The sequence below is a fragment of the Mesorhizobium sp. SEMIA396 genome, from assembly GCF_024518615.1.
Lineage (GTDB): Bacteria > Pseudomonadota > Alphaproteobacteria > Rhizobiales > Rhizobiaceae > Mesorhizobium.
On sequence record NZ_JANIFC010000018.1, the window covers coordinates 26546 to 41849 of the forward strand.

The following is a 15304-nucleotide window of genomic DNA, read 5'->3' on the forward strand; positions in this document are numbered from 1 at the left end:
GAGACGATGATGTCGCGTATTGGAATCCATTCTTTCGTCTGGTCGGCGGGCTCGGCCCAGGCCGATCTCGAGCGCACGCTGGCCAACACCAGGGAGGCCGGCTTCGACCTCATCGAATTCTCCTATCTCGATCCCGCCAATGTCGACATCGGCGGGCTTGCCAGGCGCATCGCCGATCTTGGCCTCGGCGTCGCGATCAGCATCGGATTGCCTGCTGATGGCGACATTTCGAGCGCCGACAAGGCGATTGCCGCGCGCGGCGTCGAAATCCTCAACGACACCATCGCGCTGACGCGCGATCTCGGCGGCCGGAAGGTCGCCGGCATTCTCTCGACCAGCCACGGATTGCAGGTCGAGGCGCCGACGCGCGCTCAATGGCAGCGCAGTGCCGGCACGCTGGCCAAGGTTGCCGAGACAGCCAAGGCGGCCGGCGTCACGCTCAACCTCGAGATCGTCAACCGCTTCGAAAGCAATCTGCTCAACACCGCCGCGCAAGGGCTGGCCTTCATCGAGGACACAGGCTCGGACAACATCTTCCTGCATCTCGACACCTTCCACATGAACATCGAGGAGGCCGATGTCGGGCTGGCCATCCGTCATGCCGCCGATAAGATCGGCTATGTCCATATCGGCGAAAGCCATCGCGGCTTCCTCGGCACCGGCAATATCGATTTCGCCGCGATCTTCGATGCGCTGACTGCTATCGGCTACAGCGACGACCTCAGCTTCGAATCCTTCTCTTCGGAAATCGTCGATGAGAACCTGTCGAAGAAGACCGCGATCTGGCGCAATCTCTGGACGGACAACATGGCGCTGGCCAAGCACGCGCGTGCTTTCATCGGTCTGGGAATGGAGACGGCAAGGCGCAAGGCGGAACTCGTCTCGGCGCGGCACAAACCCTGACCCGCCCGTCGAGAGCCGAAGGACGCGGCGTGCGCCGCAGGGCAGGGCTCCGAACTCAGATTAACAAAAAGCCTCGTGGTAGCCGGTGTTGGTAGCTTTTGTGCCGCCAGTTTTTCCGAGATAGGAATTTTTTCTTGACTCGGTGACCTCAGCTATGGTACATATTTGCTTATGGTGCTGATTTGCGCCAGTGACCCGCCGCACAGGCGGGTTTTTTGTTTGATGCACCGTCAGCCAAGGTGCCGGCCGTATGGCGCCGGCATTGCTCGCGGCAGGTGCATCGGTTATTTGACCGGCCAGGCAAACAACGCCACGCAATCCACCAAACGGAGCCCAGCACATGACACGCGAGACAATCCTCAAATTCGGCACCGTCGAACACGCGGACGCCGGCGATCTGGCTGGCTGGATCGTCGTCGAGGGCAAGCCGACCATGCAAACCGCCGTCCAGCACACGACCGAGGACGGCAAGGTGCTGTCGGGCACCTGGCGCGCGACGCCCGGTACCTACCACGCGACCTATACCGACTACGAGTTCGTGCACATGATCGCCGGCCGCATCATCATCACGCCGGACGGCGGCACACCGGTCGAGGTCGGTCCCGGCGATGCCTTCGTGGTGGAAGCCGATTTCAAGGGAACCTGGAAGATCATCGAGCCGGTGACGAAGCATTTTGTCGTCAGGGTTGGCTGAGGCGGGGTGATCCGTCTGGCCCGCCATGGTTCGCCATGGCGGAGCTGATCTCTGCATTCGCCCGGGCCTCGGCCAGGCCACTCCCCGGACTCCGGTCATTGGGTCATGAAGGCGTCTGCGGCGTCATCCACGGTCGGCCTCGACGTGAATGATACGGCACTCGCCAGCCAAGCGATCTCTCATCGGCGCTTACCAGCCAAATATCCTTGATACACCGGATCGATCCCCTAGTTCTTTCGGGGGCGCGGCAATCGCTAGGTTGCCTCGGGGGCAGCGGCGGTTCGGCCGTTCTGACTGCACGCCGCGGAAAGACGGTTGGACCGACGCATCCATGGAGGTCGTCGTGCGTCAATCGCGTGGATTCACCTGTGCGTATTTCGTCTTAGCTTGCTCGATCGCCGTAGTTTGCGCAGGAGCTGCAACCGGTGGTCAGCAAGGCGGAGGGCATGGCAACGGCGGCCATGGTTCTGGTGGCCATGGTGGCGGCGGAGGTCATGACGCCGGCGGCAACCACGGCGGCTCGCAGAAAGGGACTGGCGATGACCCCGGCGGCTCCAGTTCGTCGGCGGACGACGGCGAGACCAGCACAAGCGGCACTGCGGCAGCCCCGGGGACGGTAGGTCCGGCCACCGCTACTGCTGTTGCGTCCGCAAGGGGCGGACAGTCGCTCGACCTGCCGGCCGCTCTCCAGCCTCCCAGCGACAGCAACACTCAATCAACAGTCAGCCGAACCGAGGCGTTGCCGGGCGTCCCGGATAAAGTCGTTCGGGCCTGCCATGATGCCATCGAGTCGGCCGCCGCTCCGTTTGGGGCGACCAGCGTGCGCGTCGCCAGCGCGGGCGTCGTACATCAGTTGAGTCGGGCGACGATCTCGGCCCCTATCGAGGTCAGCATCGACTATGTGCGGCCTCGCGTTGCTCGTCCAGAGCCTCCTGAAGCTTAGCGACACGCACCAAAAGAGCTTGGGCGGCGGCTTCGCGCTCGATGCGTGCTCTGTCGAGATCCTCACGATTCATGACAGCTGTAGTACGTTCCCGTGCCAGAGCCTGTGCCGTCTCGGTTGCGGCCTGCTCGGCACGCTCTTTCGCTGAGACTGCTTTGGCTCGCTCCAGTTCAGCCGCCTGGCGCTCGACGCGAGCTTCTTTCAACTCCTCAACGGCCGCTGCTGCTGCAGCGCGTTCTCGTGCGAGCGTTCGCTCCGTGTCAGCTGCGGTCCGCTCCACCTGTTGTCTCGCTGTGACCGCGTCGGTCCGTTCCTGCTCAGCCGCGGCCGTACGCTTCATGAGTGCGGCATTGGCCAGTTTCGCTTCGGCGAGATCGCCACGAAGCAGCTCCGCCTTCCGGCGTTCGTCGTCGAGCATGCCGCTCGCCTGCGCCAGTGAAGCCTTGGCCGTGGCGCGATCCTCGGCGGCCTCGGTCTGAAGCTGTTCAATTTGGACGCGCGCTTGCGATAAATCGCGCGCCTGCCTTTGGGCCTGCTCCTGCTCGAGATGAGCAGCGGGCATCTCCTCAAGGACATAGCTGGTGGCCTCGCTCAGCATCGTGCGGGCATCTCCCGCAATGCGCCGCAACGCGTCAAGAGTGCGGGCCGCCGCGAGTTCATTGCGCAACCGCTCCTCGCGCGCGTCATCGGCAGCTGCCATGCTTGCCCTCAGCGTGTGGATCTGCTTGCTCGCCTCGAGGAGCGCTCCCTGCAGAGCGGCGCTCCTGGTACGCTCGCCTTCCGCCGCCCGGTGCTCCTGGTCGGCCAATTGTCTCGCAGCGGCAGCCTGAGCACGATCCGTGCCGGCTTGCGCCTGGTTAGCCGTGAGATCCGGGCCAAGCAATTCGGCACTCGCCTGAGGTCCTAACGGGCGCGAAAGGGCTCGATGGGCCTGGTCTTGGGTTTGCGAGATGGCGGAAGCGCTTTCGACCCAGATTTGTCTCGTCATCGCATAGCCAATCGGCGCGGCCAGACAAATGGCGGCGAGACCCAAGCGCGATACAAGAACGATCGGCCTGCGAACGACAGGGTTTGAGGCAGGCGCCATGGCCGGGTCGGGATCTCCCATCTGCGCTGTGAAATTCAAACCGCGATCCGCAGCATAGGCCAACGGAGCAATTTTTGGCGGTGAAGCTCTATGGCGCAATTGGTCCCATGCCGACCCGCAAATCCGCTTCCCACGTTCCGCGATCGCGCTGATGGATGCTGCAAGCCGGCCAGACTGCACACTGTTCGGTGCAGGAGCACCGGTCACTAACGAGCTCCCGCTGGGTTCGGATGTCGCGGCGAAATGCTCGATTCGCACTCCGAACCGAGAGTAGTTGGTATTTTGAGCCCGAACATCCAGGCCGACCGCATGCAAGGGGTTGGCAGCCTTGGAAGAAGCAGGTCCGGCGACAAGTCCGGCCGGGCTTTCCCATTCCCAAGAAGCCTCGTCGGCGATACCGGATCTGCCTTCGTCAAACGCTGCAAGGCGGCGTCGTCGCACCGCGGCAAGGATACGCCGGAGCACAAGATAGACGCCCACCGATGCAAGCGTCACCACTGCGATCAGAATGGCCAAATTTACGTCGTTTGCATACATTTCGGCAAGATAATTTGGCATTGCCGTGCCCGTGCGTTCTGGGGTGTATCGTCAAGTTCGTAAAGCGATGTCTGGTCATCCGCCTTGGTTTTGGCCAAGGCTTACCGCCCTCGAAACGTCGCTTTCGTCGGGATCCTTCTGGTACTTGCGAATTGTTGCGGATGGCGGGGCGCCGGTCGCGCGCTGATAGATCGCCGCAGTTGATATTCCTTGGCGGGCAATGCCCGACCAAGGACACATGCGGGGCCCTGAGACGCCGATTTGCGCCTCTGCATATCAACCTCGCGAGAGTTCGCCGGTGCGGACAAGCCACTTCCCGGCTCTTGACTGTCCATCATGAACTTAAGCTAGGTCACAGCGCACCACGGTCAACCATCACCTCGCAATGATCCTGCCGGCAGCCTTCGGCCAGACAAAAGGGCCATTGTAGTGCCCGCTCTTCGGAGCGAAGCTGGATTGTTCGGCGATGCATTCCCGGCGAAATTAGAATTCGTCGTACTGTTTCGCGAAAAGTACGACGTCAGTTGCTAAGCTGGTGAAAATGCGTGGTGATCCCGACAGGAATCGAACCTGTGACCTACAGATTAGGAATCTGCCGCTCTATCCTACTGAGCTACGGGACCACGCGGCCAGACACATAGCCGCTTCGGATCGTTTCGCCAAGAGGCCGGCCGATGGCAATTCGGCCGGCTTTGCGCTGCCGTCGTCAGGCGGCCAGCGCGGTTTCCGCCAGTTTCACCCAGTAGCTCATGCCGTGCGGGATGACCTCGTCGTTGAAGTCGTAGGCCGGGTTGTGGAGACCGGCGGTGTCGCCATTGCCGATGAAGATGAAGGCGCCGGGGCGGGCTTCGAGCATGTAGGAGAAATCCTCGCCGCCCATCACCGGCTGGATGCCGCGGTGGACATGGGCGTCGCCGGCGACACTCATCGCGACATCACCGGCAAACACCGTCTCTTCCGCGTGGTTGAAGGTCACGGGATAATTTGCCTGGTAGTCGACCTCGATCTTTGCCCCGAACGCGGTCGCCAGCCCGTCGCATATGCTGCGGATGCGCTCTTCGGACTTCTTGGCGATCTCCTTGCGCAAGGTGCGCACGGTGCCGGCGATTTCAGCGGTTTCGGGGATGATGTTGTAGGCGTCACCGGCGTGGAACTTGGTCACCGACACCACCACGGCCTCGACCGGATCGGTGCTGCGCGAGGCGATCGTCTGCAAGGCGCCGACCAGTTGGCTGGTGATGACGATCGGGTCGATCGTGCCGTGCGGCATCGCCGCGTGGCCGCCCTTGCCGCGCACGGTGATGGTGAACTCGGCGGTCGCCGCCATGATCGGGCCCGGGCGGATGGCGAACTGCCCGACGGGCAGGCCCGGCATGTTGTGCATGCCGAACACCCTTGAGATGTCGAAACGCTCCATCATGCCGTCCTTGACCATCTCGTTGCCGCCGCCGCCGCCCTCTTCGGCCGGCTGGAAGATCACCGCCACGGAACCGGTGAAGTTGCGCGTCTCGGCGAGGTATTTGGCCGCGCCCAGCAGCATCGCCGTGTGGCCGTCATGGCCGCAGGCGTGCATCTTGCCGGGGATGGTCGAGGCGTAGGATTTGCCTGTGATCTCGTTGAGCGGCAGCGCGTCCATATCGGCGCGCAGGCCGATGGTGGGGCCTTCGCCCTGGCGGCCGCGGATGACGCCGACGACGCCGGTCTTGCCGAGGCCGGTGACCACATCGTCGCAGCCGAAAGCCTTCAGCTTCTCGGTGACGAAGGCGGCGGTCTTGAAGACGTCGAAGTTCAGTTCTGGCGTCTGGTGCAGATGCTGGCGCCAGCCGGCAACTTCGTCCTGCATTTCGGCGGCACGGTTCAGGATTGGCATGATGGTTCCATCTCGCTGTTGGGACAGGCGGGTGTCGTCCGCTGCCTTGCAATTGTGATCGCCAGGCACTTTGCCATCTTGGCGTCACATAGGGTAAATAGCACCGCAACGATGCGGTCCGGTTTTTGAGGGTCGGACCAATCATGCTGGCGATCGCGTAACGAAATCTTACGGAGCCAGGGGCGACTACGGCAAGAGGCGATTTCGGATTTGATCATGCGGTACAGGCATTTCCTCAAACTATTCTCGGTTGGCACAATCGCGCTGTCGGTCGTGGCCGGGCCGGCGCTGGCCAATCCGGTGGTCGTATTCGATCTCGGCAGCGGCAAGATCCTGCAGCATCAGGACGCGTTCAAGCGCTGGTATCCGGCATCGCTGAGCAAGCTGATGACCGCTTATGTCACCTTTCGGGCGATCGCCGCCGGCGAGGTTCAGCTTGATTCGCCGATCAAGGTGACCAAACACTCCGCCGCCGAGCCGCCAAGCAAGATGGGCTTCAAGCCGGGCTCGGTGATGCGACTCGACAACGCGCTGAAGATGATGCTGGTCAAATCGGCCAACGACATCGCCATGGCGGTGGGCGAAAATGTCGGCGGTTCGCAGGCGGCCTTTGCCGACCGGATGAACGCCGAAGCGACCCGGCTCGGCATGAACGGCACGCATTTCGTCAATCCGAACGGGCTCTATTCGCCGGATCAGTACACGACGGCGCGCGACCTCGCCGTGCTGGTGATGGCGATCCGCCGCGAATTTCCGCAATATGCGCCGTGGTTCTCGATCGAAGGCCTTGCCGTCGGCAAGAAGGCTATCCCCAACTACAATCTCTTGATTGGCCGTTATCCCGGCGCCGATGGCATGAAGACCGGCTTTGTCTGCCCTTCCGGCTTCAACATGATCGGTTCGGCGACCCGCAACGGGCGCACGCTGGTCGCGGTGGTGCTTGGCGAGAAATCGGCGGTCACACGTGCCGAGACCGCGGCAAAACTGCTCGATCAAGGTTTTGACGCGCCTGCCGCCGGCTCGGCCACCGTCACCACGCTGGCGCCCTATGGCGACACGGTCTCGCCCAACGACATGAAGGACGAGGTCTGCAAGAAGAAGACGCCGCAGGAGCAGTCGGAGGCGCCGCCGGTCGTCGCCAAGGACGTGCCGAAATCGCCCTATCAGGAAAAGCTCGACCATGTGCCGACGCTGGTTGCCGTCGGCCTTGGCGGCGCCACCGGTCCGGCGCCGAAGGCCATCCTCGACCGGGGCGGTCAGGAATATGCCGATGTGCCGATCCCGAGCTGGCGGCCCGACAGGCCGGCACCGGCCGGCGCAGGCCCGAAGATTGCCGGCTCCGCCGCGCAGGGCGACCAGCCGGCCAAGGTTGCGAACTAGCCAATGGGCAGCGGCTTCCCGATCCCCGTCTCGGTGCTGACCGGCTTCCTAGGCGCCGGCAAGACGACGCTGCTCAACCGGCTGCTCAAGGATCCGGCGCTGGCCGACACGGCGGTAATCATCAACGAGTTCGGCGAGGTGGCGATCGACCATTTGCTGGTCGAGCAGTCTTCCGACGGCATCATCCAGCTTTCGGACGGCTGCCTTTGCTGCACGGTGCGCGGCGAACTGGTCGACACGCTGGCCGACCTGGTCGACCGGCTGCAGACCGGCCGCATCGCCCGGCTTGCCCGCGTCATCGTCGAGACCACCGGCCTTGCCGACCCGGCGCCGGTGCTGCAGTCGATCATGGCGCATCCGGCGCTGATCCAGGCCTTCCGGCTCGACGGCGTCATCACGCTGGTCGATGCCGTCAACGGCAACGCCACGCTCGACGCCCATGTCGAGGCGGTCAAGCAGGCTGCCGTCGCCGATCGCATCGTGCTCAGCAAAGCCGATCTGGTCGCCGATCCCAATGAGTTGGAAATGCTTCGGGCGCGCCTGCGGCAGATCAATCCGGGCGCCGAACTGCTCGATGCCGGTGACACGGGGACAGGCGTGGCGGCGCTGTTTGATTGCGGCCTCTACAACCCGGCAACCAAATCCGCCGATGTGCGGCGCTGGCTGGGCGAGGAAGCCGCTCATGATCATCACCATCATGATCATGATCACCATGATGGGCATGATCACGAACATGGCCATGACCACGGTCATCGCCACGATTCGCGGGTGCGTTCCTATTCGCTGGTGCATGACGGCCCGGTGCCGTTTTCGGCGATCGAGATGTTCCTCGACCTGCTGCGCTCGACACATGGCGAGCGCCTGCTGCGCATGAAGGGCGTCATCGAGCTCAGGGAAGACCCGTCGCGGCCTTTGGTGATCCATGGCGTGCAGAAGATACTGCATCCGCCGGTGCAATTGCCGTCCTGGCCAGATGGCCAGCGCGGCACGCGGCTGGTGCTGATCACGCTCGATATGCCCGAAGATTATATCCGCAGGCTGTTCGCCGCCTTCACCAACCGGCCGTCGATCGACACGCCCGATCGCGCCGCGCTGGAAAACAACCCGCTGGCGATTGCCGGGCGGTAGCTCCCACGATTACGGCGCGCCGCACTCGACCAGGAAGCGATGGCCGCCGGAGACCGCCGCCGTTTCAATCAACTGGTGGCCGCTCTCCGAACAGAATGCCGGAATGTCGATGACGGCCAGCGGGTCGGTGGTCTCCAGCCAGAGCCGGCTGCCCGGTTGCATCCCCGCCAGGCGCTTCTTGGCCTTGAGCACGGGCAAGGGGCAGTTCAGCCCCTTGAGGTCATAAATAGCGGCGCGATCATCCACGGGCGAAATCAACCGCCGAACATGCCGAGCAGCTTGTTCTTCAGCTTCGTCACGCGGCTCTCGTCGGCACTCGCCGCTTGCGTCTCAGCCATCGGTGCCGCTTCCGAAGGGGCCGCGATGGTCGCGGTGGCGACGGGGGCTTCCTTGGCGGCCTTTTCGGCCTCCTTTTCGGCCAGAGCCTGAGCCTTGGCGGCTTCCTTGGCTTGCTTGGCCGCCTCTATGGCAGCCAGCCTCTGCTCCTCGGCCTTCTGCTTGGCCGCCTTTTCGGCGTCGAGGGCCGCCATCTTGCGGCCGGCAGGCGAATCGATGCGGCCCATGCGCGCCGTCTCGGTGACCGAGCCGTCATTGTTGAGCGACGGCGGATCGATCGGCACGCGTTCGCCGCGTGCGCGGCGCTTGGACCAGTCGGAAACGATGCTGGCTTCCTTGATGCCGGCAATGGTCGGCTTGGGCGCCGGCACGCTGGCCTTGACCGCGCCGCTGAACGCAGCGTCGTAGGTGCTCATGTAGGAATTGTAGGCGCTCTTCAGCGAATCAGGTTGCGTGGTCGCCGGGCAGGCGCCGGCCGGATCGAATGTCTGACCGTCGGCGGCAACCTGGTTGAAGACATAACGCTTCTCGCAGACATCGACCTTCGGCGGCACCTTGGTGATCTCGAAATTGTCGTAGCCGACCTTCAGCATCTTCCAGAAGTCGTAATTCGGGTCGTTGCGGTAGCGCGCCATGTTGGCGGCGGTCATGCGGAACGGAAACGCCTGGATCTGGAACTCGGTCTGGCCGCCCTGGAAGGCGTCGCGGCCGAAGGCATAGATCTGCTCGATCTGCGCATCGGTCATCGAATAGCAGCCCGACGACGAGCAGGCGCCGTGCACCATCAAATTGGAGCCGGTACGGCCATTGGCGCGGTCATAGGCGTTGGGATAGCCGATGTTGAAGGACAAATGGTAGTTCGAGCGCGGATTCATCTGCGCCGGGCGCACCGTGTAGAAGCCTTCCGGCGCCTGGCGGTCGCCTTCGGTGTATTTCGGCCCGAGCTTGCCCGACCATTTGCAGATGTCGTAGCTCGCCACCATGTCGTAGCGGCCGTTGGTTTTGGCCTTCCAGATTTCGAGCTTGCCTTCTTCCTTGAAGATGCGGGCCATCACCGACGAGGTGCGGACCATGCCCTTGGCCTTCATGTCGGCAAGGATCTTGTCGGGCAGCGGCTTGTTGGCCTCCGGGGCAAAATCCTTCATCGACGAATTGTTGCAGCCGGCAACGCCGAGGGCGGCTATCAGGATTCCGGTGCGGGCAAGCTTGACAAACATGGCTACGGATATCGTCTTTTCTCTGGCGCCAGGACGCTTCCTGCCCCGGCTGCTACACTGCGCATCGACGGACCCTAAGCCCGTTAACCCTAATAAATTCCTTACCGCAAGTGCCGACGCATCCCCCTGCGGCAGTCTCATTGAGCCGAATGCAGCGGCATTTTTGTGGCAAAAATGCTCCGCCCCGCCACATTGTTGCGGCGAAGGCTGCCTGTGGTCAGAGACTGCGGCCCATGGCCAGGTATTTTTCGCGGCGCTGCTCGCGGAAATCGGTGTTGGCGCCGGCAAAATCCTTCATCGTCCTGGCGATGAGGTCTCCGGTCGCGGCGATCACCGTTTCGGCGCCGCGATGCGCACCGCCGAGCGGCTCGGGGATGATGGCGTCGATGATCTTTAATTCAAAAAGATCCTGCGCGGTGATCTTCATGTTGGTCGCCGCGTCCTTCGATCGCGTTGTGTCGCGCCACAGGATCGAGGCGGCCCCTTCCGGCGAAATCACCGAATAGATGGCGTGTTCGAGCATGTAGACGCGGTTGGCGGTGGCGATGGCAATGGCGCCGCCCGAACCGCCTTCGCCGATGACCACCGAGATCGACGGCACTTTCAGGCCGAGACAGGTCGAGGTTGAACGGGCGATAGCCTCCGCCTGGCCGCGCTCCTCGGCGTTGACACCGGGATAGGCGCCGGCCGTGTCGACCAGCGTCAGCAGCGGGATCTTGAAGCGGTCGGCCAGTTCCATCAGCCGTGCCGCCTTGCGGTAGCCCTCCGGGCGAACCGATCCGAAATTGTGTTTCAGGCGGCTGGCTGTGTCGGAACCTTTTTCCTGGCCGATGATGGCAATGGGTTCGCCGCGGAAACGGGCGAAACCGCCGACGATCGCCTGGTCCTCACCGAAATTGCGGTCGCCGGCCAGCGGCGTGAAATCGGTGAGCAGGCCCTTGATATAGTCGACGCAATGCGGCCTGTCGGGATGGCGAGCCACCTGCACCTTCTGCCACGGCGTCAGCGCCTTGTAGGCGTCGCGCAGCGCGTCGCGGGAGCGCTTCTCGAGACGGCTGATCTCGTCGCCGACATCGACCGCCTCGCCATTCTCGGCAAGCTTCTTCAGCTCGAGGATCTTGCCCTCGAGGTCCTGCACCGGCTTTTCGAAATCGAGGTAATTATACATGCGTGAGCGGACCGATACGTCGGAAGGCAGTGGCTGACGGAACCCTTGAATCCAAGGCTCCGGGCGGTGAAATGTCGTCCTCACATAGCGATATGAGGCCTAGTCGGCAAGCGGATGATGATCGTTGACCAGCCGCACCAGCCGCTCTTCCAGCACATGGGTGTAAATCTGTGTCGTCGATATGTCGGCATGGCCAAGCAATTGCTGCACGGCACGGAGATCGGCGCCGTTCTGCAGGAGATGGCTGGCGAAAGCATGGCGCAGCACGTGCGGCGAGATCTTCGCCGAGGCGATGCCGGCCCTTGCCGCCAGCCCCTTCAGGTCACGCGCAAAGACCTGACGCGAGAGATAGCCGCTGTCGGAGGCGGCCGGAAACAGGAACGGACTGTCGGCAAAGGCTGGCACCTTGGCGCGGGCGGCGAGCCAGGTCTTCATCGCCGCGCGTGCCTTGGCCGAGAGCGGCACCATGCGCTCCTTGTCGCCCTTGCCGCGCACCATGAAAAAACGGTCGTCGCGCTGCGCCACCGTCACCGGCAGACCGACCAGCTCGGAAACGCGCAGGCCGGTGGCGTAAAGCACCTCGACCAGCGCATGCAGGCGCAGTGACGCCAGACTGTCCCCATCGCCCGACGAGACATCGCCGGCCTCCAGCGCCGCTCGGTCGATCAGCCGGCCGGTGTCGGCCTCGCTCATCGTCTTGGGCAGCGGACGGCCCTTTTTCGGGCTGTCCAGCGTGCCGGTCGGGTCATCGCCGCGCAGGCCTTCGGCGTAGAGGAATTTGAAGAACTGGCGGATCGCCGACAGTTTGCGCGCCTGCGACGTGGCGGCAAAGCCGCGGGCGGCAATGTCGTCGAGATAGGCGCGGATATCGGCGGCGGCGGCACCAGCCAGCCCGCCATCGATCGCGCCAGAAGCGTCCTCGAGGTCGCGGCGGTAGGAGGAAAGCGTATTTTCGGCCGCGCCCCGCTCGGCGCTCATCATTTCGAGAAAGGCTTCGATGCGGGCGGCGCTGTTCATTCAACTTTTCTTCGGGTTCAGCTTTTCTTGGGGTTCAGCTTTTCCGGAGGGATGCGCACGCTCATTTCGCCCTTCTTTGGCTCGACGAACATCACCAGTGCGAACATCGCACCATAGGCAATGCCTGCCAGAATCGCTGTTACCACGACAAAGCGAAACAGTGTCGGCATCAGTTTTCGCCCGTCTTCTTGTTCTGCGTTTCCAAACCCTGTCCCCTTATGGGACGCCAATCCGGCCAATTCAAGGACGAAGCTGAGGCCTGTTAGCAACTTCTGATGCAGACCTTGCCGGTCCATATCGGGTTCAAGGCACTTGCCCTGCTTGACGCAAACGGGCTTTTCATGTCGATACGCCGGCAAAGAGGGCCTTCGAAACATCCGATGAACGCGTTGCCAGCAAATCCTCCAGACGAGACCTACGCCGCGTTGCTTGGCCGGCTGGGCAGCCGTTCCGTCGTCTTCGTCGGATTGATGGGTGCCGGCAAGACGGCGATCGGCCGCAAGGTGGCGACGATGCTGGCGCTGCCCTTCATCGACAGCGACCAGGAGATCGAAAGCGTCTCGCGCATGACCGTTCCGGAGCTGTTCGAGCGCTATGGCGAGACCGAATTCCGGGCGCTGGAGCAGCGCGTCATCCTGCGCGTGCTGGAAAACGGCCCGCAGGTGCTGTCGACCGGCGGCGGCGCCTTCATGAATGCGCAGACGCGCGAGGCGATTGCAGCGCAGGGCGTGTCGGTATGGCTGAAGGCCGAGCTCGATCTTCTGATGGACCGCGTCTCCAAGAAACAGAACCGGCCATTGTTGAAAAGTGCCGATCCGCGCGCCGTGCTGGAGCGGCTGATGGGCGAGCGCTATCCGGTCTACGCGACATCTGATGTCACCGTGCCGACCCGCGACGACCGCAAGGAAGTCATCGCGACCGAGGTGGTGGACGCGCTGTGCCGGCATTTCGGCATCGATGAGACGACGGCGACGGGCGAGGTGGAACAGTGAGCATCGAGGCACCCGTTGTCGTCGAAGTCGGCCTTGGCGACCGGACCTACGATATCCTGATAGGTTCGGGGTTGTTGGCCCGCGCGGGCGCCGAGATATCGGGCCGCCTGCCGGGTACACGCGCCGCGGTCGTCACCGACGCCAATGTCGCGGCAGCGCATCTCGCTGCCCTTCAGGCCAGCCTCGAAACGGACGGCATCCAGACCGCCGTGATCACGTTGCCGCCCGGCGAGAAGACCAAGAGTTTTGCTCATCTCGAAGAGGTGGTCGACGGTGTGCTGGCTGCGAAACTGGAACGCGGCGACATCGTCATCGCCTTCGGCGGCGGCGTTATCGGCGACCTTGCCGGCTTTGCCGCCGGCATCGTGCGGCGCGGGATGAATTTCGTGCAGATCCCGACCTCGCTGCTGGCGCAGGTCGATTCCTCGGTCGGCGGCAAGACCGGCATCAACAGCCCACGCGGCAAGAACCTCGTCGGCGTCTTCCATCAGCCGAAACTGGTGTTGGCCGACACCGGGGTGCTCGACACGCTGCCTATCCGCGAATTCCGCGCCGGCTATGCCGAACTCGCCAAATACGGGCTCATCGACCGGCCAGAATTTTTCACCTGGCTGGAAAAGAATTGGGTCCAGGTTTTCGCCGGCGGGCCGGAGAGGGCGCAGGCTATTGCCGAAGCCTGCCGCGCCAAGGCCGAAATGGTTGCGCGCGACGAATTCGAGACCGGCGACCGCGCGCTGCTCAATCTCGGCCACACATTCGGCCACGCGCTGGAAGCCGCCACCCGGTATGACGGAGCCCGCCTCGTCCATGGCGAAGGGGTCGCCATCGGCATGGCGCTGGCCTACCGGTTCTCGTCGCGGCTCAATCTGGCCAGCCCCGACGATGCCGCGCGCGTCGAGGCGCATCTGCGCGCCGTCGGCCTGCCCTGGCGGATAGCCGACATATCGGGCGATCTGCCTGACGCCGAGGCGCTGCTGGCCTTTATCACCCAGGACAAGAAGGTGTCGCGCGGCGCGCTGACCTTCATCCTGACGCGCGGCATCGGCCAGGCCTTCATCGCCAAGGACGTGCCGGCCTCGGAAGTGCTGTCGTTCCTCAGGGAGAATCACCCAAAGGAAAGCGACCGGAGATGAACGAGCCCGGCTGGATCGTCGTTGCCGTCCTTGCCATCCTCATCGTGCTGCTTGTTGCCGTGCGCACGCGCCTGCTTGCCATGTCCGGATACGAGCTTTCGCGCATCGAGCCGCAGCGTTCCAGCCAGGACGAATTGCGCGGCGCGGTCGACGATTTCCGCCGCGACGGCCAGGTGGTGCGCGAGGATCGCGACCGCGTCGGCGGCCTGTTCGATCTCGCCGAACTCGAAGTCTCCGACATCATGGTCCACCGCACCAACATGCGCTCGGTCAATGCCGACAATGCGCCGGAAGCGGTGGTGCGCGAGATCTTGCAAAGCCCGCACACCCGCATGCCGCTGTGGAAAGGCTCGCTCGACAACATCGTCGGCGTGCTGCATGCAAAGGATCTGCTGCGCGCCTTGAACGAAGTCGGCAACGACTTCTCCAGGATCGATGTGATGAAGATCGCCTCGAAACCATGGTTCGTGCCCGACACGACAACCTTGCAGGAACAGCTCAACGCCTTCCTTCGCCGCAAAGCGCATTTCGCCGTCGTCGTCGACGAATATGGCGAGGTCGAAGGACTGGTGACGCTGGAGGACATTATCGAGGAGATCGTCGGCGAGATCGCCGACGAGCATGATGTCGACATACAGGGCGTCAAGCAGGAGGCCGACGGCTCCGTGGTCGTCGACGGTACGGTGCCGATCCGTGACCTCAACCGGGCTCTCGACTGGAACCTGCCGGATGAGGAGGCCACCACCATTGCCGGCCTCGTCATCCACGAGACGCAATCGATCCCCGAGGAGAAGCAGGCTTTTACGTTCCACGGCAAGCGCTTCATCGTCATGAAACGCGACAAGAACCGGATCGCAAGGCTGAGGATCAGGCCAGCCGGCGACACCTGATACGCGCAG

14 protein-coding genes and 1 tRNA gene are annotated in these 15304 nt (G+C 63.4%); 7 read left to right on the plus strand and 8 right to left on the minus strand.

Features of this window, described 5'->3' with window-relative positions:
- The first annotated feature begins 9 nt into the window (after positions 1-9).
- Both NP503_RS30975 and NP503_RS30980 read left to right on the plus strand, forming a co-directional pair.
- On the plus strand, positions 10-903 hold the full coding sequence (locus NP503_RS30975; protein ID WP_127266679.1) for a sugar phosphate isomerase/epimerase: 894 nt from the start codon (positions 10-12) through the stop codon (positions 901-903).
- A gap of 340 nt (positions 904-1243) precedes the next feature.
- A complete protein-coding gene (locus NP503_RS30980) occupies positions 1244-1597 on the plus strand; it encodes a cupin domain-containing protein (RefSeq protein WP_127266678.1) in 354 nt (117 codons plus the stop codon).
- Positions 1598-2484: 887 nt separating this feature from the next.
- Here NP503_RS30980 and NP503_RS30985 read toward each other — a convergent pair.
- The 3 genes from NP503_RS30985 to NP503_RS30995 all read right to left on the minus strand — a co-directional run bounded on the left by NP503_RS30985 (position 2485) and on the right by NP503_RS30995 (position 6034).
- Positions 2485-4185, minus strand: coding sequence for a hypothetical protein (locus NP503_RS30985; protein WP_236383416.1), 1701 nt, complete (start codon positions 4183-4185; stop codon positions 2485-2487).
- A gap of 525 nt (positions 4186-4710) precedes the next feature.
- A tRNA-Arg gene (locus NP503_RS30990) sits at positions 4711-4787 on the minus strand.
- 83 nt (positions 4788-4870) lie between these two features.
- A complete protein-coding gene (locus NP503_RS30995; protein ID WP_127266677.1) occupies positions 4871-6034 on the minus strand; it encodes a M20 aminoacylase family protein in 1164 nt (387 codons plus the stop codon).
- A 216-nt stretch (positions 6035-6250) separates the two neighbouring features.
- Here NP503_RS30995 and NP503_RS31000 point away from each other — a divergent pair, with 216 nt between their 5' ends.
- On the plus strand, positions 6251-7414 hold the full coding sequence (locus tag NP503_RS31000; RefSeq protein ID WP_127266676.1) for a D-alanyl-D-alanine carboxypeptidase family protein: 1164 nt from the start codon (positions 6251-6253) through the stop codon (positions 7412-7414).
- Between the two features lie 3 nt (positions 7415-7417).
- The gene (locus NP503_RS31005) at positions 7418-8542 is read left to right on the plus strand and encodes a GTP-binding protein (protein WP_127266675.1); all 1125 of its coding nucleotides are present in this window, start codon (positions 7418-7420) and stop codon (positions 8540-8542) included.
- Positions 8543-8551: 9 nt separating this feature from the next.
- Here the strand turns inward: NP503_RS31005 and NP503_RS31010 are convergent, their stop codons facing one another.
- The 5 genes from NP503_RS31010 to NP503_RS31030 all read right to left on the minus strand — a co-directional run bounded on the left by NP503_RS31010 (position 8552) and on the right by NP503_RS31030 (position 12450).
- On the minus strand, positions 8552-8788 hold the full coding sequence (locus tag NP503_RS31010; RefSeq protein WP_164748663.1) for a sulfurtransferase TusA family protein: 237 nt from the start codon (positions 8786-8788) through the stop codon (positions 8552-8554).
- Between the two features lie 8 nt (positions 8789-8796).
- On the minus strand, positions 8797-10095 hold the full coding sequence (locus tag NP503_RS31015; RefSeq protein WP_127266673.1) for a murein L,D-transpeptidase family protein: 1299 nt from the start codon (positions 10093-10095) through the stop codon (positions 8797-8799).
- Between the two features lie 217 nt (positions 10096-10312).
- Entirely contained in the window at positions 10313-11263 is a 951-nt protein-coding gene (locus tag NP503_RS31020; RefSeq protein WP_127266672.1) for an acetyl-CoA carboxylase carboxyltransferase subunit alpha, read from the minus strand.
- Between the two features lie 99 nt (positions 11264-11362).
- Positions 11363-12280 (minus strand): site-specific tyrosine recombinase XerD, encoded by a 918-nt coding sequence (locus NP503_RS31025; protein WP_127266671.1) that lies wholly within the window; start codon positions 12278-12280, stop codon positions 11363-11365.
- Positions 12281-12297: 17 nt separating this feature from the next.
- A complete protein-coding gene (locus NP503_RS31030; RefSeq protein ID WP_127266685.1) occupies positions 12298-12450 on the minus strand; it encodes a histidine kinase in 153 nt (50 codons plus the stop codon).
- A 210-nt stretch (positions 12451-12660) separates the two neighbouring features.
- Here NP503_RS31030 and NP503_RS31035 point away from each other — a divergent pair, with 210 nt between their 5' ends.
- The 3 genes from NP503_RS31035 to NP503_RS31045 are packed head-to-tail and all read left to right on the plus strand — an operon-like array spanning position 12661 to position 15295.
- Positions 12661-13272, plus strand: a complete 612-nt coding sequence (locus NP503_RS31035) for a shikimate kinase (RefSeq protein WP_127266670.1) — start codon at positions 12661-12663, stop codon at positions 13270-13272.
- Positions 13269-14405 carry a 3-dehydroquinate synthase gene (gene aroB, locus NP503_RS31040; protein ID WP_127271939.1) on the plus strand — a complete coding sequence of 379 codons (1137 nt, stop codon included), beginning with the start codon at positions 13269-13271 and terminating at the stop codon, positions 14403-14405. The genes NP503_RS31035 and aroB overlap by 4 nt, the downstream gene beginning before the upstream one ends.
- A complete protein-coding gene (locus NP503_RS31045; RefSeq protein ID WP_127271762.1) occupies positions 14402-15295 on the plus strand; it encodes an HlyC/CorC family transporter in 894 nt (297 codons plus the stop codon). Before aroB ends, NP503_RS31045 begins: the two co-directional genes overlap by 4 nt.
- The last annotated feature ends 9 nt before the right edge of the window (positions 15296-15304 follow it).